The following is a 22,309-nucleotide window of genomic DNA, read 5'->3' on the forward strand; positions in this document are numbered from 1 at the left end:
TTTTTGCCTTTTAATGCAGGGGATGCCTGCTTAATGATGTGCCATTCATTATGAAAATTATATTTGCAACTGAGCCAATTAAATACCCACTAACGGGTATTGGTCGTTATTCTCTTGAACTGGTAAAACGACTTGCGCTTGCCAGCGAAATTGAAGAACTTAAGCTATTTCACGGTTCTTCATTTATTGATAGCATTCCGCAGGTAGAAAATAAGACGGATACTAAGGCCAGTAACCACGGTAAGCTATCGGCTTTTTTACGTCGCCAGCCATTATTTATTGAAGCCTACCGTATATTACACCCTCGTCGTCAGGCATGGGCTTTGCGCGATTATAAAGACTATATTTATCATGGCCCTAATTTTTATCTGCCGCATCAACTGGAGCGAGCGGTAACCACCTTCCATGATATTTCTATATTTACCCGCCCTGAGTTTCATCCCAAAGAGCGGGTACGTTATATGGAAAAGTCACTACGTGAAAGTCTGGCATCGGCAAAGCTGATTTTGACCGTGTCTGACTTCTCCCGCAGTGAAATTATTCGGCTGTTTAATTACCCCGCTGAACGGATTGTGACGACCCGGCTTGCCTGTAGCAGTGACTATATTCCACGCAGTCCGGCTGAGTGCTTGCCAGTACTGCAGAAATATCAGCTGGAGTGGCAGCGCTATGCGCTTTATATCGGCACTATGGAACCACGGAAAAATATTCGTGGTTTATTGCAGGCCTATCAACTTCTGCCAATGGAGACGCGTGTGCGCTACCCACTGATCCTTAGCGGTTACCGCGGGTGGGAAGACGATGCGCTGTGGCAAATTGTTGAGCGTGGAACCCGTGAAGGATGGATACGGTATTTGGGATATGTACCGGATAGCGATCTCCCGTATTTATATGCAGCAGCCAGAACTTTTATTTATCCTTCATTTTATGAAGGATTCGGATTACCTATTCTTGAAGCAATGTCTTGCGGTATTCCGGTAGTATGCTCCAATGTCACCTCATTACCTGAAGTTGCCGGAGATGCGGGGTTGCTATCGGACCCTAATGATGTAGATGCGATAAGCGCTCATATTTTGCAAAGTCTGCAGGATGAATACTGGCGGGAGATAGCAGTAGCGCGCGGTTTTATTCAGGCACAACAGTTTTCGTGGGAAACCTGTACGGCCCAGACGATCAATGCCTATAAATTACTCTAAGGGTGCAAGTTGAGAGTTTTACACGTCTATAAGACCTATTATCCGAATACCTACGGTGGTATTGAACAGGTCATTTATCAGTTGTGCCAGGGCAGCGCACGCCGGGGAATCGCTGCCGACGTATTTACCTTTTCACCAGATAAAAATACCGGGCCTGTGGCTTATGAAGAGCACCAGGTTATCTATAATAAGCAATTAATTGAAATCGCCTCTACGCCATTTTCCCTGAGCGCGTTAAAGCGATTTAATAAAATTAAAGATAACTACGATATTATTAACTACCACTTTCCGTTTCCATTTATGGATATGCTGCATCTTATGGGGCATCCAAAAGCGAAAACGGTCGTCACCTATCATTCCGATATTGTGAAACAAAAGCGGTTAATGAAATTATATCAGCCATTGCAGGAGCAATTTCTCTCCAGCGTGGACTGTATTGTGGCATCTTCACCTAACTATGTGGCGTCCAGCCAGACGTTGCAAAAGTACCTGGATAAAACGGTGGTGATCCCTTTTGGCCTTGAGCAAAAAGCTATACAGCATAACCCTCAGCGCGTGGCCTACTGGCGTGAGAAAGTTGGCGATAGCTTTTTCCTGTTTGTTGGCGCATTCCGTTATTACAAAGGATTGCATATTCTGCTGGATGCCGCCGAACGTAGCCAACTGCCAATCGTGATTGTCGGCGGCGGCCCGCTTGAAGCGGAGGTTCGCCGGGAGGCGGAGCGGCGCGGCCTGAGCAACGTGGTCTTTACCGGCACCCTGAATGATGAGGATAAATATATTCTCTTCCAACTTTGTCGCGGGGTGGTTTTCCCTTCCCACCTGCGTTCAGAAGCTTTTGGCATTACCTTGCTGGAAGGTGCGCGCTTCGCCCGCCCGCTGATCTCTTGTGAGATTGGTACCGGAACTTCGTTTATCAATCAGGATAAGGTCAACGGCTGCGTCATCCCACCTGATGATAGCGCGGCGTTGGTTGAGGCGATGAACGAGTTGTGGAACAGTGATGAAACGGCTGCGCGCTATGGCGCAAATTCGCGCCGCCGCTTCGAGGAGATGTTTACCGCAGAACATATGATTGATGCCTACGTTAATCTCTACAACACACTGCTGGAAAAGAAATCCTGAACTTCAGCGTTTCGCCCCCGCTTTAGCGGGGGCAAACAGCATCAGTGACGACTCTTCAGATTATTAATCACATCCGTCAAGTTCAACTCCTGATCCTGCAGCAGCACCAGCAGGTGATACATCAAATCCGACGCTTCATTCTTCAGCTCGAACTTGTCATGCACCGTTGCGGCCAGCGCGGTTTCCACACCTTCTTCTCCCACTTTCTGCGCAATACGCTTGGTACCGCTGGCATAGAGCTTCGCGGTATAGGAGCTTTCAGGATCAGCGTGTTTGCGTTCCGCTAACAGCTGCTCCAGCTGATACAAGAACAGCCACTGGTGGCCGGTATCGCCGAAGCAGCTTGAGGTGCCTTTATGGCAGGTCGGGCCAATCGGATTCACCAGTACCAGCAGGGTGTCGTTATCGCAATCCGGGGTGATGCTGACCACGTTAAGGAAATTGCCTGACGTTTCCCCCTTGGTCCACAAACGCTGCTTGGTCCGTGAATAGAAAGTTACCTTGCCGGTTTCTTCGGTTTTCGCCAGCGCTTCCTGGTTCATATAACCCAGCATCAGCACTTCGCCGGAAACGGCGTGCTGCACGATGACCGGCATCAGACCGTCGGTTTTTTGCCAATCCAGCTGTTCAGTTAACATACCCTAATCTCCACGCCCTGTGCTGCCAGGTACGTTTTCAGTTCACCAATATTGATAATTTGCTTATGGAACACCGAGGCGGCCAGCGCACCGTCGACGTTGGCGTCGCGGAAGGCTTCCAGGAAGTGCTCCATGGTGCCCGCGCCGCCGGAAGCGATCAGCGGAACATGGCACACGGCGCGTACCTTGCTTAACTGTTCCAGGTCGTAGCCGTTACGCACGCCGTCCTGGTTCATCATGTTGAGGACAATCTCCCCGGCCCCGCGCTTCTGCACTTCCTGCACCCAGTCCAGCGTTTCCCACTGTGTCACCCGCGTGCGGCTCTCATCGCCGGTATACTGATTGACGTGATACTTACCGCTATCGGCGTCAAACCAGGTATCAATGCCCACTACAATACACTGCACGCCGAAACGGTCGGCGAGGCGGGTAATCAACGTCGGATCCGCGAGGGCAGGTGAGTTGATAGAGATTTTATCCGCGCCGAAGGAGAGGATTTGTGCCGCCTCTTCCAGCGACTTAATGCCGCCAGCCACGCAGAACGGAATGTCGATCACTTCCGCGACGCGTGACACCCAGCTTTTGTCCACCACGCGGCCATCGCTGGAGGCGGTGATATCGTAGAACACCAGCTCATCTGCGCCCTCGTCGGCATAGCGTTTCGCCAGCGGGACGATATCGCCGATGATTTCGTGATTACGGAACTGCACGCCTTTCACTACCTGGCCATCGCGAACGTCGAGGCAGGGGATTATCCGTTTTGCCAGCATTGAATGGCCTCCGTTACGTTGAATTTACCTTCCAGCAGCGCGCGGCCGACAATCACCCCGCGCACTCCGGTACCGCGCAGCGCGGCGATATCATTGAGATCGCCAATGCCGCCGGAGGACTGAAACGCCACCTGTGGATAGCGAGCGCAAACTTCTTCATACAGCGAGACGTTTGACCCGGCCAGCGTCCCGTCGCGGGAAATATCGGTACACAGGACGTGCTGCAGGCCGACGGATTGATAGCTTTCCACCAGCTCTTCCAGCGTGACGCCGGAATTTTCCTGCCAGCCGCTAACCGCCACCTGCTTATTACCTTCGGCGTCGATGCGCACGTCCAGCGCCAGCACCAGGTGCTGTGGGCCAAAACGTTTAAACCAGCCTTTGACCACTTCCGGCGATTTCACCGCCGTCGAGCCTACCACCACGCGCGCCACGCCCGCTTCAAGCAGGGCGGCCACGTCTTCTTCCGTGCGCACGCCGCCGCCAACTTGCACCGGTACATTGACTCCGGCAACTAACGTTTTCAGTAAGGGGATCTGGCGCTTCGCCGGATCTTTTGCACCGGTCAGGTCGACCAGGTGTAACACTTCGGCCCCTTGCGCCGCATAGGATTGCAGGCGCGGCAGCGGATCGTTGCCGTAGTCGCGCTGCTGGCCGTAATCGCCCTGATGGAGACGGACAACCGTGCCGTCAATTAAATCTAACGCAGGAATGATCATCACATCTCCAGGAAGTTTTTCAGCAGCTGCGCCCCGGCGCTGCCGGAGCGTTCTGGGTGGAACTGCACACCAAAAAAGTTATCTTTCTGCACTGCTGCGGTGAAGGCCTCGGCGTAGCTGCACTGGGCGATGGTATTGGCGTTAACCGGCATCGCGTAACTGTGGACGAAATAGAAATATGCCCCGTCCTCAATACCGCGAAACAGACGGTCGCCTGCTTTGGCATACACCTGATTCCAGCCCATATGCGGCAGCGGCAGGCCATGGTCGGTCATTTTCGGCACATCCTGCTCGATGATGCCCAATAAATCGACGCCGTTATTCTCTTCGCTGCGTGTACCCAGCAGCTGCATGCCGAGGCAGATCCCCAGCACCGGCTGAGTGCAGGCTTTGATAAGTTCGATTAAATCGCGCTCGCGCAGCTGGTCCATCGCCGCCTGAGCAGTACCGACGCCGGGAAGGAACAGTTTATCGGCGCGCAGCACCACATCCGGGTCACGGCTAACCAGCGGCTCATAGCCGTGGCGGCTTACCGCCGATTTCACCGAATTGAGGTTGGCGCAGCCGGTATCGAGGATCACCACGTTCATCACAATACCCCTTTCGAAGACGGCAGCGTGTCGCCCTGGACGCGAATCGCCTGGCGCAGCGTGCGGCCAAAGGCTTTAAACAGGCTCTCCACGCGGTGATGGTCGTTTTTACCCTTGGTTTTCAGGTGCAGGGTGACCGCCATGGTGTAGGAGAGCGAGCGGAAGAAGTGTTCAACCATCTCGGTGCTCAGGTCGCCAACGCGCTGATAGGTAAAGTCGGCGCGGTATTCAAGGTGCGGGCGACCGGAGATATCCAGCGCGCAGCGGGCCAGGCATTCGTCCATCGGCAGCACAAAACCGAAACGACCGATGCCGCGTTTGTCACCCAGCGCCAGCTTCAGCGCTTCGCCCAGCGCGAGGCCAGTATCTTCCACGGTATGGTGATCGTCGATATAGAGGTCGCCGCCAACGTTGATTTCCAGGCGGAATCCGCCGTGGGTGGCGATTTGATCGAGCATATGATCGAAGAAGCCGACGCCGGTGTGAATTTTGCTGCCGCCTTCGCGGTCCAGCCACACTTTCACATCAACCTGCGTCTCCTTGGTGTTGCGCTCGACGTGGGCATAGCGGTCGCGGCGGGTCAGCTGTTCGCAAATGGTTGGCCAATCCAGCTTTTCGCGGTCATAGCGCAGGCCGATAATGCCCATGTTATCCGCCAGCTGGATATCGGTCTCGCGGTCGCCGATCACGTAGCTGTGGGCGGTATCCATCACGCCTTCTGCCAGCCACGGCAGCACCAGCTTAGTTTTCGGCTTGCGGCAGTCGCAGTTATCGGCCGGCAGGTGCGGACAAATCAGCACTTCGTCAAAGTTGACGCCCTGCGAGGTGAAAATCTGCATCATCAGGTTGTGCGGACCGTCGAACTCGTCCTGCGGTAGGCTGGCGGTCCCCAGACCGTCCTGGTTGGTGATCATCACCAGCTTGTAGCCTTCCTGCTGCAGCTTCAGCAGGGCCGGGATTACCTGCGGCTCAAAGGCCAGCTTATCAAAGCGATCTACCTGGAAATCAACCGGTGGCTCGGAAATCAGCGTACCGTCACGGTCAATAAAGAGAAACTTCTGGGTCATACATTCTCCGCAGTCAAAGCGTCAATGACGCGCTGGCTCTCTGCACGGGTACCGATAGTGATACGCAAACAGCCGCTTAATGAAGGTTGTTTATTCTGGTCACGTAAGATAATGCCCTGATCCCACAAAGATTTAAACACCGCGCTGGAAGCGGTAATCCGCGCCAGAACGTAGTTAGTCTCGGAGTCGAACACTTCTTCAACGCAGGCGATGTTGCGCAACTGGCTGACCAGATAATCGCGCTCGTCGAGGATCTGCGCCACGCGTGCCCGCATTGCGGCAATTCCTTCGGCGCTGAGCGCCTGGGCGGCGATATCGGCGACCGGCGTGGAGAGCGGATAGGGGGCGATCACCTTCATCAGCACGTTAATCACTTCGGCGTTGGCGAGGGTAAAGCCACAGCGCAGTCCAGCCAGCGCGAATGCTTTGGACAGCGTGCGCAGGACCACCAGGTGCGGATATTCGTTTAGCCAGGTTGCCAGCGTCGCTTGCGGGCAGAACTCAATATAGGCTTCATCCGCCACCACGATAGCTTTACCACGCGCCATCTCCAGCAGGGTGCGGAAATCTTTCGGGTTGATAATCTGCCCGGTTGGGTTGTTTGGGCTGCAAACAAACACCACTTTCACACCGTCGAGATTTGCCGCGATACCCGGCAGATCCAGCTGCCAGTCGGCGAGCGTCGGCACCGTGCGGCAGGTCACGCCGATGGTTTCCGCGCTGACGCTATACATACCGTAGGTCGGCGGGCAGTAGAGTACCGCATCCTGGCCTGGTTCACAGAAGGCGCGGATCAGCAGTTCGATACCTTCATCTGCGCCGCGGCTGACCAGCACCTGTTCCGGCTTCACGCCCGCGTACTGTGCGTAGCGTTCAATCACTGCTTTCGGTTGCGGTTCCGGGTAGCGGTTCAGCGTTTGCTCGGTTAGCTGAAACTCTACCGCCGTGGGGAATTCGTTGGCGTTCAGCCAGACATCGCCTTTTCCGCCCAGACGGCGAGCAGATTGATACGGCGTCAGCGCGCGGACGTTGGCGCGGGCTAAATCTTCGATGCTCATGCTTGCTCCTTAAGGGCTGCAACGCGCAGCGTAACGGCGTTTTTGTGGGCGTCCAGGCGCTCGGCGGCGGCCAGAGTCTCAATGGTGGCGGCGAGGGCGGCAAACCCTTCGCGCGACAGCTCCTGCACGGTCATGCGTTTCTGGAAATCCGCAAGGCCAAGGCTGGAGCAGGTCGCGGTGTAGCCGTAGGTCGGCAATACGTGGTTGGTACCGGAGGCGTAATCGCCTGCGGATTCCGGCGACCAGTCACCAAGGAACACGGAACCAGCGCTGGTGATGCCGTCGACCAGCTCACGGGCGTTGCGGGTCTGAATAATCAGGTGTTCCGGACCGTACTGGTTGGAAATCTCAACGCACTGGGCGATATCGCGAGCCACGATAATCCGGCTGGCAGAGAGCGCTTCACGGGCAGTTTCCGCACGCGGTAGCGCAGCCAACTGGCGCTCGACGGCTTCGGCGACGCGCGTGCCCATATCGGCGTCCGGCGTCAGTAGAATCACCTGCGAATCCGGGCCGTGCTCCGCCTGCGAAAGCAGGTCAGAGGCGACAAAGTCCGGGGTCGCACCGCTATCGGCGATGACCAGCACTTCTGACGGTCCGGCGGGCATGTCGATCGCCGCGCCGTCAAGACGCTGGCTCACCTGGCGCTTGGCTTCGGTAACGAAGGCGTTGCCTGGACCAAAGATTTTATCGACTTTGGCGACCGACTCGGTGCCGAACGCCAGGGCAGCAATCGCCTGCGCGCCGCCGACGTTAAAGATATTGCGCACGCCGCACAGCTGGGCGGCATAGAGGATTTCATCGGCAATCGGCGGCGGCGAGCACAGAACAACCTGCTGGCAACCGGCGATGCGCGCAGGCGTCGCCAGCATCAGTACCGTTGAAAACAGCGGCGCAGAGCCACCGGGAATATATAAGCCGACGGAGGCGATAGGGCGGGTCACCTGCTGGCAGCGTACGCCCGGCATGGTTTCGACATCAACGGCCTGAAGTTTTTGCGCGTTATGAAAGGTTTCGACGTTCTTAACTGCCACGGCCATCGCCTGCTTGAGCTCGTCGCTCAGGCGCGCACCGGCGGCGGCAATCTCTTCTTCACTGACCTTCAGCGCCTTGACATCGGTCTTATCGAACTTTGCGCTGTACTCGCGCAGGGCCGCATCGCCGTTGCTTTTCACATTGCTAAGGATCTCCGACACCGTTTTGCTGATGCTTTCGGAGGCGGAAATCGCCGGGCGCATTAAGAGTTGTTGCTGTTGTTCTGCGCTACGGCCGTTCCAGTCGATGATTGTGTTGAAGCTCATGATTGTTTCCCCTGTTTGTCCCGTTACCGACCTGTCGGATTACTCCATCATCTTCTCAATCGGCAGCACCAGAATGGAGCTGGCACCCAGCGCTTTCAGTTTTTCCATGGTTTCCCAGAACAGGGTTTCGCTGCTTACCATGTGCATTGCCACGCGCTGCTTGTCGCCAGCCAGCGGCAGAATGGTTGGACGTTCGGCGCCCGGCAGCAGGGCCACCACTTCTTCCAGACGCTCGGTCGGGGCGTGCATCATGATGTATTTCGACTCGCGGGCCTGAATTACGCCCTGAATACGGGTCAGCAAGCGGTCAATCAGCTGCTGTTTGCTATCTGCCATCTCGCCGTCGCGCTGGATCAGACAGGCTTTAGAGCGGAACATGACTTCCACTTCACGCAGGCCGTTCGCTTCGAGGGTCGCGCCGGTAGACACCAGGTCGCAAATGGCGTCGGCGAGGCCAGCGCGCGGGGCCACTTCAACCGAGCCGTTCAGCAGGCAGGATTTGAACGAGATGCCTTTTTGGTCAAGGTAACGCTTCAGCAGGTGCGGGTAGGAGGTGGCGATGCGTTTACCGTCAAGCGCAGCCGGGCCGTCCCATTTTTCATCTGCCGGAGTCGCCAGCGACAGGCGGCAGCCGCCGAAATCGAGACGGCGCAGGGTGAAGTAGCGCGGATCTTCGCCCTGAGCGCGGCGGCTCAGCAGCTCTTCTTCCAGCACGTTTTCGCCGATAATCCCCAAATCGACCACGCCATCCATGATGAGGCCCGGGATATCGTCATCACGCACGCGCAGAATGTCGATTGGCATATTTTCCGCCATCGCAATCAGGCGCTGGGTGTGCAAATTCACTTTGATGCCGCAGCGGCTGAGTAATTCGCGTGAATCTTCACTTAAACGCCCTGATTTCTGAATAGCTATGCGTAAACGGCTGTTGTCTAACATTCTTATTTTCCTCTGTAACCTTGTCTGAATCTGTCCGAATTCGGTCCAAAAAAAAGCCCCCGGAAGTGAATCTTCCGGGGGCTCTCTTTGCGTTCATGCACCACTGGAAGATCCAAACGTCTTCCAGCACACATCGCCTGAAAGACTAGTCAGGATGATGGTGATGATGGTGGTTTTTAAATTGAACGCTGTTCATAAAATTCTCTGTGAATGACTATGCATTTGATGCCTTTAACCTAAACCACTTTACTCGCATAAAGCAAGGGCTTTTTTCTATCATTAATTCATTTCATATTGACCGAAGAAATTGTCAGTTGCCACTGGCTGGCGTAGCCTTAAGTCAGTACAGCGAAAAGTCAGGAGCAAGGGGATGAAAAAGGTCGCGATCGTAGGTTTGGGATGGCTGGGTATGCCGCTTGCGCTGTCGTTGATGTCGCGTGGATGGCAGGTGACCGGCAGTAAGACCACGCAAGATGGCGTGGAGGCGGCGCGGATGTGCGGCATCGACGGCTATCCTTTACGTCTGGAGCCGCAGCTGGTCTGCGATACCGACGACCTGGATGCATTAATGAATGTTGATGCGCTGGTGATCACCTTACCGGCGCGCCGTACCGGACCGGGGGAGGATTTTTACCTTCAGGCGGTCCAGGAAATCGTCGATACCGCGTTGGCCCATCACGTGCCGCGGATCATTTTTACCAGCTCAACTTCCGTTTATGGCAACGCCAGCGGCACGCTGAAAGAGAGCTCTCCGCGCGACCCGCAAACCGCCAGCGGCAGGGTGCTGAAAGAGCTGGAGGACTGGCTGCATAATCTTCCCGGCACCTCGGTGGATATTTTGCGCCTCGCCGGGCTGGTGGGGCCGTCCCGTCATCCGGGGCGCTTCTTTGCCGGGAAATCCGCGCCGGACGGCCAGCACGGCGTCAATCTGGTGCATCTCCAGGATGTGATTGCCGCCATTGAACTGTTATTGCAGGCCCCGAAGGGCGGGCACATCTATAATATATGTGCGCCTAAGCACCCTGCGCGCGGCGTTTTTTATCCGCAAATGGCCCGCGAGCTGGGGCTTCCTGAGCCTATATTTAGTGATAATCCGGAAAACGGCGCAGGCAAGATCGTTGATGGTAACCGTATTTGCTACGAACTGGGGTTTGAATACCAGTACCCCGATCCGCTGGTAATGCCGATGGAGTAATCCGCCAGCGGTGAATCGCGTACCGTAAGGGGGACGACGATGAAACCACTGCTGGATGTGCTCGTCATTCTTGATGCCCTCGAAAAAGAGGGCAGCTTTGCCGCCGCCTCGGCAAAGCTCTATAAAACGCCCTCGGCGCTGAGCTACACCATCCATAAGCTGGAAAGCGACCTCAATATTCAGCTCCTTGACCGCAGCGGCCACCGGGCGCGTTTTACCCGAACCGGACAGATGCTGCTGGAAAAGGGGCGCGACGTGCTGCATACCGCCCGTGAACTGGAAAAACAGGCTATTAAGCTGCATCAGGGCTGGGAAAATGCGCTGGTGCTGGCCGTCGATAACGCCTTTCCTTTCTTTCTACTGGCCCCGTTAATCACCTCGTTTTACCGCCTGCATAACGTCACTCGCCTGCATTTTCGCCGTGACATAGCCTCGTCGGCCTGGCAAACGCTGGTGGACGGAGAGGCGGATCTGGTGCTCGGCGCGCTGAGCGAACCGCCGGCGTTAAGCGGTTACGGCTTTAGCTCGCTAGGGACGCTGGAACAGGTGTTTGTCGTTTCACCACTGCATCCGCTTGCCCATACCCCTGAACCGTTGAGCTGGCGGACGCTGCGACGCCATCGCGCTATTGTGACCGTTAACCCCTGGCCACAAGGGGATAGTCCGGACAGCCTGACGGTTTTCGATATCGCCAGTCAGCTGGCCTTACTTTGCTCTGGACTGGGATGGGGCTATTTGCCGCTATTCCAGGTACAGGCGTTATTAGAGAGCGGTGAGTTAAAGATAATAACAGCGACGGTTCCTGGGCCTTTAAATCGTGCCTGGATTGGCTGGAATGAAGATGCCTGTGGACCGGCAGGCGAATGGTGGCGAAACGAGGTATTAGCAAATAGTGCTATCCGTAACATCTATAATACTAAAATCGTATGAATATTAGGCTTTTAAATAATTGCCGCCATTTTTTGGCCTTGCAACATCTTGTCATCGTGCCAGTAGTTGTTGCAAAATACGCGTCCTGAAAATCAGAAACTGGCCGACGCTTTTTTAAAGTGTCGGTTATTTTTTTGGTTGAAAGACACATCATTCAATACCAAGAGGCCGGGCTTCGTACCGGATAGATATTTACTAAAAACCGACAGTGGTTGTCGCTGAGGAATACAAAGAAATGGGGCAATTTTTTGCTTACGCGCTGGCATTCGCCGTAAAAGGGGATAACTATGTCGCATAACGCTACTCCAAAAACCTCTCGCGTGGAATTACGTAAAACGCTTACGTTGATTCCGGTTGTTATGATGGGCCTGGCCTATATGCAGCCAATGACGCTGTTCGATACGTTTGGTATCGTCTCTGGATTGACTGATGGTCACGTTGCGACGGCCTACGCCTTCGCGCTGATCGCCATTCTCTTCACGGCACTAAGCTACGGTAAACTGGTTCGCCGTTTCCCGTCAGCGGGTTCCGCTTACACCTACGCACAGAAATCCATTAGCCCGGCTGTCGGCTTTATGGTTGGCTGGTCATCGCTGTTGGACTACCTGTTCATGCCGATGATCAATATTCTGCTGGCGAAAATTTACTTTGAAGCGCTGGTGCCTTCCGTACCATCGTGGATCTTCGTTGTCGGGTTGGTGGCCTTTATGACCGCTTCGAACCTGCGCAGCATTAAGACCGTGGCGAATTTCAACACGCTGATCGTTATCCTGCAGATGGGTATCGTGGCGGTGATTGTTGGGATGATTATCTACGGTGTTGCGCACGGTGAAGGCGCGGGTACGCTGACCAGCACCCGTCCGTTCTGGTCTGAAGGCGCGCACGTAGTGCCGATGATTACCGGTGCGACGATCCTGTGCTTCTCGTTCCTCGGCTTTGACGGTATCTCTTCTCTGTCTGAAGAAACCAAAGATGCAGAGCGCGTGATCCCGAAAGCTATCTTCCTGACCGCGCTGATTGGCGGCCTGATCTTTATCGGGGCGTCCTACTTCCTGCAACTGTACTTCCCGGATATCTCGCGCTTTAAAGATCCGGATGCGTCGCAGCCAGAAATCATGCTGTACGTGGCGGGCAAAACATTCCAGTGGGGCGTGCTGATTTTCTCCAGCGTCACCGTACTGGCATCCGGCATGGCCGCGCACGCGGGCGTTTCTCGTCTGATGTACGTGATGGGCCGCGATGGCGTATTCCCAAGCCGTTTCTTCGGTTATGTTCATCCGAAATGGCGTACCCCGGCATGGAACGTACTGCTGGTTGGCGTGATTGCCCTGCTGGCGATTAAATTCGACCTGGTGACGGCGACGGCGCTGATTAACTTTGGTGCGCTGGTGGCGTTCACCTTCGTTAACCTGTCGGTGATCTCACAGTTCTGGATCCGTGAAAAACGCAACAAGACGCTGAAAGACCACTTTAACTACCTGTTCCTGCCGGTGTGCGGCGCGCTGACCGTTGGCGCACTGTGGATCAACTTAGAAGAGAGCTCAATGGTTCTCGGCCTGATCTGGGGCGGTATTGGTCTGCTCTACTTGGCCTGCGTAACTAAAAGCTTCCGCAACCCGGTACCGCAGTACGAAGACGTTGCTTAATCACACAATGTGATGAGAAAAGCCGGAGGGAAACCTCCGGCTTTTTTGTATCTGGCATTCGCTGATTCCCCGGTGGCGGCTGGCGCCACGGGTTTCTGCGGTCTGGTAGCCCGGACAGATGCGCAGCATCACCTCCGGGAGATACGGCAGAAATGCGGACGGTTTACTTCTCTTGCTGCATCACCTTAAGCAGCGTATCCAGCAATCCAGGAAAGCGCGCGTCTAAATCTTCCCGGCGCAGCGAAATCAAATTCTCCCGCCCTTGAGGCCGTTGCCAAATCACGCCGCTATCACGCAGGACGCGCCAGTGGTGGGTCATGGTCGACTTGGCCACATCTTCATGGCGCAGAGCATTACAGCTCTGCTCGCTGCCGTCGGCAAGGATGCGGATAATCTCAAGTCGTAGCGGGTTACCGAGGGCAAAAAGGACATTTTCTAGGCGGATTTGTTCACGTTCGGGGTGATTGGCGATCATAATATTCCTGTGTCGGCGGTTGTGCTGCTCCGCGAGCAGCAGCCCGTATCGGCGGCTGGCCGGTAATATACCCAAACTGCTTTTTTAAAGCCACGCGCGTCGTCGCAGCTTCACCAATAGTAACGATAGCAAAAATAGTTCGAATATACTCGTACAGTTGTACTATGATAGATAGCGTTAAATGAATCGCGGCCAATTCCGGCCGCTTACTGACAGTCAAAATGACTAAGGACGCATCATGCCCCGACCCATCCCCCTCGAACGTTATCGCAACATCGGTATCTCCGCGCATATCGATGCCGGCAAAACCACCACCACCGAGCGCATTCTGTTTTATACCGGGATGAGCCACAAGCTGGGGGAAGTACACGATGGCGCGGCAACCACCGACTGGATGGCGCAGGAGCAGGAGCGCGGGATAACCATTACTTCTGCGGCGGTGAGTTGCTTCTGGCCCGGTATGGACCGCAGCTTCGAGCCGCACCGGATTAACATTATCGACACCCCCGGGCACGTGGATTTCACCATCGAAGTGGAACGATCCATGCGTGTACTGGACGGCGCGGTGATGGTTTACGACTCCGTTGGTGGCGTGCAGCCACAGTCGGAAACCGTCTGGCGGCAGGCGAATAAATACCATGTCCCCCGGCTGGCTTTCGTCAACAAGATGGACCGCCCCGGTGCGGATTTTTTCCGCGTGGTGCAGATGATGACCGACCGCCTGAAGGCCAATCCGGTGCCTGTTGTTATTCCGGTTGGTGCTGAAGAGCACTTCGCCGGCGTGGTGGACCTCATCAAGATGCGCGCGATTTTGTGGGATGACGCCACCCAGGGCATGACTTTCAGCTATGCGCCGGTACCCGACGACCTGCTGGAAACCGCCCGGCTATGGCGGGAGAAAATGGTCTCGGCAGCGGCGGAAGCCAGCGATGAACTGATGGACAAATATCTGGAAACCGGCGATTTGAGCGAGGATGAAATCGTCGCCGGGCTTCGTCAGCGCACCGTGAAAGGCGAAATTCAGGCGGTACTGTGCGGTAGCGCGTTCAAAAACAAAGGCGTCCAGCGGATGCTCGATGCGGTGGTTGAGCTGATGCCATCGCCGCTGGATATTCCGGCGATTCAGGGCATTGATGAGAAAGGAGAGCCCGCTGAGCGTCACCCGAGCGACGACGAGCCGTTCTCGGCGCTGGCCTTCAAGCTGATGACCGACCCCTACGTCGGCCAGTTGACCTTTATCCGTGTCTATTCCGGAACCTTGAAAAAAGGTGATGCGGTGTGGAACCCGGTGAAAGAGAAGAAAGAGCGTATCGGACGAATCGTGCTGATGCAGGCCAACGATCGCCATGAGGTCGATGAGCTGCACGCCGGGGATATTGCCGCCTGCGTCGGCCTGAAGGATGTCACTACCGGCGACACGCTGTGCGACCCGAACGCGGTGATTACTCTGGAACGAATGGAGTTTCCGGAACCGGTGATTTCGCTGGCGATTGAACCGAAAACCAAAGCCGATCAGGAGAAAATGGGCATCGCGCTGCAGCGGCTGGCGGCGGAAGATCCGTCGTTCCGTCTGCATACTGACGAAGAGTCCGGGCAGACAATCATTTCCGGGATGGGCGAACTGCATCTGGAGATCATCGTCGACCGCATGAAGCGTGAGTTTGGCGTCGAGGCGAATATTGGTCGTCCGCAGGTAACGTATCGCGAAACGATCCGCAAAACGGTGAAAGAGGTGGAGGGTAAGTTCGTCCGCCAGTCCGGTGGTAAAGGGCAGTACGGTCATGTGGTACTAACCCTTGAACCGCTGGAGCCGGGTAGCGGTTTCGTTTTTGAAGATGCCACCAAAGGCGGCGTGGTGCCGCGTGAGTACATTCCTTCAGTGGAAAAAGGGCTGCGCGAAGCGCTGGGCTCCGGCGTGCTGGCGGGCTATCCGGTGGTGGATATCAAAGCGACCCTGACCTTTGGTTCGTATCACGATGTCGACTCTTCGGAAATGGCCTTCCGCATGGCGGCGATTTTCGGCTTCAAGGAAGGGGCGCGCAGAGCGGATCCGGTGATTCTTGAACCGGTGATGCATGTGGAAGTGGAAACGCCGGAAGATTACGCCGGTAACATTATGGGCGATCTCTCTTCCCGTCGCGGGATGGTGCAGGGGATGGAAGAGCGGTTCGGCAGCCAGATTATCCGCGCCGACGTGCCGCTCGCCGAAATGTTTGGTTATTCCACCACGCTGCGTTCGATGTCTCAGGGCCGGGCGACTTACAGCATGGAGTTCCACCACTACGCACAAGCCCCGCACAATGTGGCAGAGGCGATTATCGCCAGCCGTGCCAAAGGCTAAATAACCTTCCCGGAGGCGATGCTGCGCATCTGTCCGGGCTACCATCTATCAGACGAGTAGCCCGGACAGGCGCGTCAAGCGCCGCCTCCGGGAATTTCTCCCAATCAAACAATCTCCTGCGCGTACTGCCACAGCGCCTTCAGCTGCGCCAGCTTCTCTTTATCATCCGCATGCTGTTGATACAGCATCTGCAGCTCATCGGCATAGGCCTGTAAAAACTCTGGCGTAAACACCTCACGACGATGCTCCAGCCAGCGCTGCTGCTCGGCTTCATCCAGCGTGCCTGGGAAATTGCGTGCACGATAGTTGAACAACAGACGCTCAATACGCTTATCGGCGAAGGTGATATCCAGCGCCGGCAGGTTATGCGGCTCGGTCTCAAGCACGATTTTCATTGCCGCGCGATCGGCATCGCTGAAAAAGCCGTTATACAGCTGGGCATCGACGTTATCGGACGGCACAAAAGGCTCCGCTTCGGCAAAAATCGCCACCACTTTTTCGCGCACCTGGGGATTAGCCCGTAGCTGCTGGGCGTTATCCGGACAGCGCTGGATATTGATCCCCAACCGGTCGGCATCCTGCGGGCGCAAAGTGTTTTGCTGCGCCAGCACCGGGCACTTATTGAGATGCACCAGCTTAATCGGTACTGCGGCCAGATCGCCCAACTCGCTTTTCGGCGTATACAGCCGCTCGCGCAGGGTATCGGCATCCAGCTCCAGCAGCGGAGAGATATCCCCGGCCAGGTCGACCATAATCACCGCATTACGATTATCCGGATGCCACGCCAGCGGAGCCACCAGGCTGGTATTGCCGCGAGCCGCGCCAAACATGCCGGAAACATGCACCAGCGGTTTGATCTGCGGAACGTCAATCAATGTCGCCAGCTTGCGTTTGTTGCGATAGCTATATAGATAGTCAAACAGGCGCGGCTGCTGGGTTTTCACCAGTTTTGCCATCGCAATGGTGGCGTAAACGTCGGCCATCGCGTCGTGGGCGTTACTGTGCTCGATACCGTTGGCGACGGTCAGATGCTCCAGACGAAAGCTTGGCAGGCCATCTTCATTTTCCGGCCAGTTGATCCCTTCAGGGCGCAGTGCATAGCAGGCGCGCATCACGTCCAGCAAATCCCAACGAGAGTTATCGTGCTGCCAGCTCCAGGCGTAAGGATCGTAAAAATTGCGATAAAAGATATTGCGCGTCACTTCGTCATCGAAGCGCACGTTGTTGTAGCCGACGATACAGGTTTTCGGCACCGTGAACAGATCGTGAATGCGGCGGGCAAAGGCGGCTTCGTTGTCGCCTTTGGCGATAGCTTCCTGCGGCGTTATTCCGGTTATCATTACCGCCTGCGGCTGAGGCAGATAGTCATCGGCGAGCTTGCAGTAGAAGACCTCTGGTTCACCGACAACGTTCAGATCTTCATCGGTGCGAATGGCGGCAAACTGCGACGGTCGGTCGAGCGAAGGGCTGGTGCCGAAAGTCTCGTAATCGTGAAACAAAAATCCGGGCTGGTTGGCGCTATCTTGCATAATCTGTTCATTATCCCTGGTGGCGAGCAGCCATCATGGTAAACGATTTACCGGGCCATCAGAAGGGCATCGGCTTTGCCCATCGTCTGAGATGTCATATTTTCTTGCAATTAAACCCTGATATGAAACGAGAAGTTCCGTAAAAAGGACGGCGAATCTGTCAATTTAGAGGATATGCCGTTGAAAGGCCGTTTGTTTATTGCTGTAACTTTGCTCGCTGCGAGCGTTTCCTGCGCATTTGCCGCCAATGATTTTCCCGTCAACGTGACGCCGCCTTCCATTCAGGCCGGTTCCTGGGTGCTGATGGATTACACCACCGGTCAGATCCTGACTGCGGGTAACGAGCATCAGCAGCGCAATCCCGCGAGTTTGACCAAACTCATGACCGGCTATGTGGTTGACCGCGCCATCGACAGCCACCGTATCACCTTTGACGATATCGTCACCGTAGGCAAAGATACCTGGGCCAAGGGTAATCCGGTATTCGACGGTTCTTCCCTGATGTTCCTCAAGCCTGGCGACCGCCTTAGCGTGCGTGATTTGAGCCGCGGGCTAATTGTTGACTCTGGTAACGACGCCTGCGTGGCGTTGGCGGACTATGTTGCGGGCGGTCAGCCACAGTTTGTCGCGCTGATGAATAGCTACGTAGAGAAACTGCACTTAAAGGATACCCACTTCGAAACCGTTCACGGCCTGGACGCACCGGGGCAACACAGTTCGGCCTACGATTTGGCCGTGCTCTCGCGGGCGATAATTCACGGCTCGCCGGACGTGTATCATATGTACAGCCAGAAAAGCCTGACCTGGAACGGCATTACCCAGCAGAACCGTAATGGCTTGCTATGGGATAAAACCATGAACGTCGATGGCCTGAAAACCGGCCATACTTCCGGGGCGGGATTTAACCTGATCGCGTCGGCGGTCGATGGTCAGCGCCGTCTGATTGCGGTGGTGATGGGGGCTGAAAGCCCGAAAGGGCGGGAACAACAGGCGGCGAAGCTGCTGCACTGGGGTCAGCAAAATTTCGACACCGTACAGGTTTTGCAGGACGGCAAACAGGTCGGGGTTGAGCGTATTTGGTATGGTGATAAAGAGCAGATAACGCTGGGCACCGATCAGGATTTCTGGCTGGCATTGCCGAAGTCGGAAGTGTCGCGCATTAAAGCAAAATATGTGTTGGATAAAAAAGTACTGGAAGCGCCGATTGCCGCCCATCAGCGGGTCGGTGAAATTTCGCTTTATGACGGCGATAAAGTGGTGGCCCACTGGCCGCTGGTGACGCTGGAAAGCGTCGGCAAGGGCGGTGTTTTCTCGCGCTTTAGCGATTATCTGCATCAGAAGCTGTAACTCTCCGGCCGCTCCGTTCTGGAGCGGCACCTCGTAGCTGTTTGATTATTATGCCACTTTGGTTGGCGCTTCGTTTAGTTTCAATCCATTACCTTACCCGGTCACCGTTCAGGAAATAACCTGGCGCTTCTGCGCCAAACACGGAGCTGGGAAGATGAAATATTTTGCGCGTAGTGCGCTTTCTCTGGGATTGTTCGCCGTTTTTAGCACCTCTTGCTTTGCCTCTGGCCTGGTTCTGGCCGATAACGAATTCCGCAATGATTTAGCCTGGTTATCCGATCGTGGAACCCTCTCTTTAAGTTTGTCGACCTGGCCCCTGAGCGAGGAGGAGATTAACCGTGCGCTGGCGAATGCCCATCCGACAACATCCGCAGAGCGGGTGGTGCTGAGTCGGGTGAATCAGCGATTAAGATCGCTAAAGGCCGACGTGCGCCTTACCGGCTACAGCTCCATTGACAAACCAGGAACGCCGCAGGGCTTCGCCCAGTCTTATCCCGCTGACCAGTCGCTCTCTATCGCGCTGAATAACAGCGGCGAATGGTGGGACCTGCACTTACAGGGCAACGTTGAAGGGGACAAGCGCATTAGCAACGGTTCAAACGTTAACGCTAATGGCGCATACGGCGCGGTAAAGTTGTGGAACCAGTGGCTGGCGTTCGGGCAGATCCCACAGTGGTGGGGGCCGGGTTATGAGGGCAGCCTGATTCGTTCCGATGCTGCGCGACCGATGACCGGTTTTCTGCTACAGCGTGCCGAGCAGAGCGCGCCGCAGACGTCATGGCTAAGCTGGATTGGCCCATGGCAGTATCAACTCTCTGCCAGCCAAATGAGCCAGTATGCTGCCGTTCCGCATACCAAAATCTTCGGCGGTCGTTTGACGTTTTCGCCGTTTAACTCGCTGGAGCTGGGGGCTTCGCGCATTATGCAGTGGGGTGGAGAAGGGCGTCCTTCCTCGTTTAGCAGCTTCTGGGACGGCCTGACCGGCAATGACAACACTGGCGAATCAGCCGACGATCCAGGCAACCAGCTGGCCGGTTTTGATTTCAAACTGAAGCTGGCGCCAACGCTGGGCTGGCCGGTGAGCGTTTACGGTCAGATGATCGGCGAAGATGAAGCCGGGTATTTACCCTCTGCGCACCTCTATCTTGGCGGCGTGGAAGGGCATCATCAATGGAACAGCAACGCGGTTAACTGGTACCTGGAAGCCCACGATACCCGTTCGAATATGGGACGCACCAACTATATCTATAACCACTTTATCTACAAAGATGGCTACTACCAGCAGGGATATCCGCTGGGTGATGCAATGGGGGGCGACGGACGCTTGTATGCCGGGAAGGTGGAGCTGGTGACCGAAGAGAACCAGCGCTGGAGTGCGCGTCTGGTGTACGCCGAGGTGAATCCGAAGAATCAACGGATCAACAAAGCCTTCCCGCACGCCGACACGCTCAAAGGCGTGCAGTTGGGCTGGAGCGGTGATGTCATGCCGACGGTACGCCTGAGTACCTCCGTGTGGTACACCGATGCTAACCATAGCGCCAGCGATGACCTTGGGGCCAGTATCGGTCTCGAACTGCCGTTCAGTTTGTAATCGAATGGCGGCTGTTTTTTAGGCTTTTTCACACGCGATTTTTGTGAATTACCGCACATACTATGGGTGATAGTACTGTTAGATTGTATGTATATTCATACAGTACTTTATCAACGATGGAGGTAGCATGGACTATAACGTTAAATCCGTGGGCAAAAGAAAGATCGCCGGGTTTCATCTGGTCGGTCCCTGGGAGCAGACGGTAAAACAGGGCTTTGAACAGCTGATGATGTGGGTTGATAACAGCCAGGTTCCGGCACAGGAGTGGGTCGCTGTCTATTACGACAACCCTGATGAAGTCCCGGCGGAAGAACTGCGCTGCGATACTGCCGTCACGGTGGCGGAAGACTACGAGCTCCCCGCTAACAGCGAAGGTGTGATGATGACCGAAATCGCCGCCGGAGATTATGCCGTCGCCCGCGCCAGAGTCGAAAATTTTGATTTTAAGACGCCGTGGTGTCAGTTCTTCGACAGCCTGATGCAAAGCAAAGAGTATCAAATGACGATGGATCCCTGCTTTGAAGTCTATCTTAACGACGGTGATAAGGATGGCTACTGGGATATCGAGATGTACATTGCGGTCGAGCCCTCGGTGAAATAAGGCTTTGTCCCCTCAGTGGACAAGGTTTCTTACATTCGCGTGATGCTTGCGGCGAAAAAGCAGTTACAATTGGCGTTTTCGTTGTGTCGGAGTCGGTTGTGCGCGCGGATAAATCACTTAAGCCATTTGAAATTCGGCTGTATCGCCATTACCGCATAGTCCATGGTGTGCGAATAGCATTGGCCTTTGTGCTCACCTTTCTGCTGGTGCGCTTGCTTAAGGTTCCGGAAGGGACCTGGCCACTCATCACCCTTGTGGTGGTGATGGGGCCCATCTCCTTTTGGGGAAACGTGGTGCCGCGTGCGTTTCAGCGCATCGGCGGCACCATTCTTGGTTCGGCTCTCGGGCTGGTGGCGCTCAAGCTGGAGCTTATCTCGCTGCCCATTATGCTGCTGTGGTGCGCGGCGGCAATGTTCCTCTGTGGCTGGTTGGCATTGGGCAAAAAGCCCTATCAGGCGCTGCTGATTGGCATTACGCTGGCGGTGGTTGTCGGTGCGCCGCCGGGAGACATGAATACTGCGTTGTGGCGAAGTGGCGACGTTATCTTTGGTTCCCTGCTGGCGATGCTGTTTACCGGTATCTGGCCGCAGCGGGCGTTTCTGCACTGGCGTATCCAGATGGCCAGCTACGTCACCACTTTTAACCGGCTCTATCAGGCGGGCTTTTCGCCGAATCTTGTTGAACGTCCGCGTCTGGAAAAACATCTGCAAAAAGTGCTCAACGACGTGGTGAAAATGCGTGGTTTGATTACCCCGGCCAGCAAAGAGACGCACATCCAGAAATCCATCTTCGAAGCGATCCAGACCGTCAGCCGCAATCTGGTCTGTATGCTGGAGCTGCAAATCAATGCTTACTGGGCCTCAAGGCCCGGTCACTTCGTGATGCTTAATGCCCATACGCTGCGTGAAACCCAGCAAATGACTCAGCAAACGCTGCTGACCATCGCTCATGCACTCTACGAAGGTAACCCGCAGCCAATTCTCGCCAATAATGAAAAGCTGAATGAAATCGTTGCCGAGCTGCGTCTGCTTATCAAAGAGCAGCAGGATGAGAATTTCTCCGAAACGCCGATTCATGGTTATGTCTGGTTAACCATAGAGCTGGCGCGCCAGCTTGAACTGCTGTCGCATTTAATCTGCCGGGCGTTGCGTAAATAAAGACCAGATACGCGCGGTTTGCCCATCGGTTGCTTCGATTCAGCAGCGTTTAGGGTTATGATTAGAGCAAAGGAAAAAACATTGTCATCAGCGG

22 protein-coding genes and 1 other annotated feature are annotated in these 22,309 nt (G+C 55.3%); of the genes, 11 read left to right on the forward strand and 11 right to left on the reverse strand.

Going from position 1 to position 22,309, the window contains the following annotated elements; genetic code table 11:
* The first annotated feature begins 50 nt into the window (after positions 1-50).
* Positions 51-1,196, forward strand: a complete 1,146-nt coding sequence (locus AC07P6_RS10500; RefSeq protein ID WP_304260384.1) for a glycosyltransferase family 4 protein — start codon at positions 51-53, stop codon at positions 1,194-1,196.
* Positions 1,197-1,205: 9 nt separating this feature from the next.
* Complete coding sequence (locus AC07P6_RS10505) at positions 1,206-2,321, forward strand: glycosyltransferase family 4 protein (protein ID WP_478316197.1); 1,116 nt, start codon at positions 1,206-1,208, stop codon at positions 2,319-2,321.
* A 41-nt stretch (positions 2,322-2,362) separates the two neighbouring features.
* On the opposite strand, the gene hisIE is transcribed toward AC07P6_RS10505, so the two are convergent.
* The 9 genes from hisIE to hisL all read right to left on the reverse strand — a co-directional run bounded on the left by hisIE (position 2,363) and on the right by hisL (position 9,599).
* On the reverse strand, positions 2,363-2,959 hold the full coding sequence (gene hisIE / locus AC07P6_RS10510; RefSeq protein WP_110275454.1) for a bifunctional phosphoribosyl-AMP cyclohydrolase/phosphoribosyl-ATP diphosphatase HisIE: 597 nt from the start codon (positions 2,957-2,959) through the stop codon (positions 2,363-2,365).
* A complete protein-coding gene (hisF, locus tag AC07P6_RS10515) occupies positions 2,953-3,729 on the reverse strand; it encodes an imidazole glycerol phosphate synthase subunit HisF (RefSeq protein ID WP_182207286.1) in 777 nt (258 codons plus the stop codon). Before hisF ends, hisIE begins: the two co-directional genes overlap by 7 nt.
* A complete protein-coding gene (gene hisA, locus AC07P6_RS10520) occupies positions 3,711-4,448 on the reverse strand; it encodes a 1-(5-phosphoribosyl)-5-[(5-phosphoribosylamino)methylideneamino]imidazole-4-carboxamide isomerase (protein ID WP_112216607.1) in 738 nt (245 codons plus the stop codon). The genes hisF and hisA overlap by 19 nt, the downstream gene beginning before the upstream one ends.
* Positions 4,448-5,038, reverse strand: coding sequence for an imidazole glycerol phosphate synthase subunit HisH (gene hisH / locus AC07P6_RS10525; protein ID WP_478316198.1), 591 nt, complete (start codon positions 5,036-5,038; stop codon positions 4,448-4,450). Before hisH ends, hisA begins: the two co-directional genes overlap by 1 nt.
* A complete protein-coding gene (gene hisB / locus AC07P6_RS10530; protein ID WP_182207283.1) occupies positions 5,038-6,105 on the reverse strand; it encodes a bifunctional histidinol-phosphatase/imidazoleglycerol-phosphate dehydratase HisB in 1,068 nt (355 codons plus the stop codon). Before hisB ends, hisH begins: the two co-directional genes overlap by 1 nt.
* A complete protein-coding gene (hisC, locus tag AC07P6_RS10535; RefSeq protein WP_182207282.1) occupies positions 6,102-7,163 on the reverse strand; it encodes a histidinol-phosphate transaminase in 1,062 nt (353 codons plus the stop codon). The genes hisB and hisC overlap by 4 nt, the downstream gene beginning before the upstream one ends.
* A complete protein-coding gene (gene hisD, locus AC07P6_RS10540) occupies positions 7,160-8,464 on the reverse strand; it encodes a histidinol dehydrogenase (RefSeq protein WP_478316200.1) in 1,305 nt (434 codons plus the stop codon). Before hisD ends, hisC begins: the two co-directional genes overlap by 4 nt.
* A 39-nt stretch (positions 8,465-8,503) precedes the next feature.
* A complete protein-coding gene (gene hisG, locus AC07P6_RS10545; protein ID WP_110275568.1) occupies positions 8,504-9,403 on the reverse strand; it encodes an ATP phosphoribosyltransferase in 900 nt (299 codons plus the stop codon).
* Between the two features lie 47 nt (positions 9,404-9,450).
* Positions 9,451-9,573 (reverse strand) — a sequence feature (His leader region).
* Complete coding sequence (gene hisL / locus AC07P6_RS10550; protein ID WP_009654477.1) at positions 9,549-9,599, reverse strand: his operon leader peptide; 51 nt, start codon at positions 9,597-9,599, stop codon at positions 9,549-9,551. (Overlaps the previous feature by 25 nt.)
* A 174-nt stretch (positions 9,600-9,773) precedes the next feature.
* Between hisL and AC07P6_RS10555 the strand changes: the two genes are divergently transcribed.
* The 4 genes from AC07P6_RS10555 (at position 9,774) to AC07P6_RS10570 (ending at position 13,174) form a co-directional block, all read left to right on the forward strand.
* Positions 9,774-10,598, forward strand: coding sequence for an SDR family oxidoreductase (locus tag AC07P6_RS10555; RefSeq protein ID WP_110275447.1), 825 nt, complete (start codon positions 9,774-9,776; stop codon positions 10,596-10,598).
* A gap of 39 nt (positions 10,599-10,637) precedes the next feature.
* Complete coding sequence (locus AC07P6_RS10560) at positions 10,638-11,528, forward strand: LysR family transcriptional regulator (protein WP_434662619.1); 891 nt, start codon at positions 10,638-10,640, stop codon at positions 11,526-11,528.
* A 235-nt stretch (positions 11,529-11,763) separates the two neighbouring features.
* Positions 11,764-11,826, forward strand: a complete 63-nt coding sequence (gene yoeI, locus AC07P6_RS10565) for a membrane protein YoeI (RefSeq protein WP_098949253.1) — start codon at positions 11,764-11,766, stop codon at positions 11,824-11,826.
* Positions 11,816-13,174: an APC family permease gene (locus AC07P6_RS10570; RefSeq protein WP_434662621.1), complete on the forward strand. Its 1,359-nt coding sequence runs from the start codon at positions 11,816-11,818 to the stop codon at positions 13,172-13,174. The genes yoeI and AC07P6_RS10570 overlap by 11 nt, the downstream gene beginning before the upstream one ends.
* Positions 13,175-13,337: 163 nt before the next feature.
* Here AC07P6_RS10570 and AC07P6_RS10575 read toward each other — a convergent pair whose 3' ends face one another.
* Positions 13,338-13,649 carry an ArsR/SmtB family transcription factor gene (locus AC07P6_RS10575; RefSeq protein ID WP_004103633.1) on the reverse strand — a complete coding sequence of 104 codons (312 nt, stop codon included), beginning with the start codon at positions 13,647-13,649 and terminating at the stop codon, positions 13,338-13,340.
* A 238-nt stretch (positions 13,650-13,887) separates the two neighbouring features.
* On the opposite strand from AC07P6_RS10575, the gene fusA reads away from it, so the two are divergent.
* On the forward strand, positions 13,888-15,990 hold the full coding sequence (fusA, locus tag AC07P6_RS10580; protein WP_478316202.1) for an elongation factor G: 2,103 nt from the start codon (positions 13,888-13,890) through the stop codon (positions 15,988-15,990).
* 104 nt (positions 15,991-16,094) lie between these two features.
* Here fusA and sbcB read toward each other — a convergent pair whose 3' ends face one another.
* Positions 16,095-17,519, reverse strand: coding sequence for an exodeoxyribonuclease I (sbcB, locus tag AC07P6_RS10585; RefSeq protein ID WP_478316204.1), 1,425 nt, complete (start codon positions 17,517-17,519; stop codon positions 16,095-16,097).
* A 180-nt stretch (positions 17,520-17,699) separates the two neighbouring features.
* Here sbcB and dacD point away from each other — a divergent pair, with 180 nt between their 5' ends.
* The 4 genes from dacD (at position 17,700) to AC07P6_RS10605 (ending at position 22,215) form a co-directional block, all read left to right on the forward strand.
* Positions 17,700-18,866: a serine-type D-Ala-D-Ala carboxypeptidase DacD gene (dacD, locus tag AC07P6_RS10590; protein WP_478316205.1), complete on the forward strand. Its 1,167-nt coding sequence runs from the start codon at positions 17,700-17,702 to the stop codon at positions 18,864-18,866.
* Positions 18,867-19,020: 154 nt separating this feature from the next.
* The gene (locus AC07P6_RS10595; RefSeq protein WP_478316207.1) at positions 19,021-20,457 is read left to right on the forward strand and encodes a capsule assembly Wzi family protein; all 1,437 of its coding nucleotides are present in this window, start codon (positions 19,021-19,023) and stop codon (positions 20,455-20,457) included.
* 127 nt (positions 20,458-20,584) lie between these two features.
* Positions 20,585-21,058 carry a DNA gyrase inhibitor SbmC gene (sbmC, locus tag AC07P6_RS10600; protein WP_478316208.1) on the forward strand — a complete coding sequence of 158 codons (474 nt, stop codon included), beginning with the start codon at positions 20,585-20,587 and terminating at the stop codon, positions 21,056-21,058.
* Between the two features lie 98 nt (positions 21,059-21,156).
* Positions 21,157-22,215, forward strand: coding sequence for an FUSC family protein (locus AC07P6_RS10605; protein WP_142514892.1), 1,059 nt, complete (start codon positions 21,157-21,159; stop codon positions 22,213-22,215).
* Positions 22,216-22,309 lie beyond the last annotated feature (94 nt).

The organism is Klebsiella sp. GFKo11, assembly GCF_056490265.1.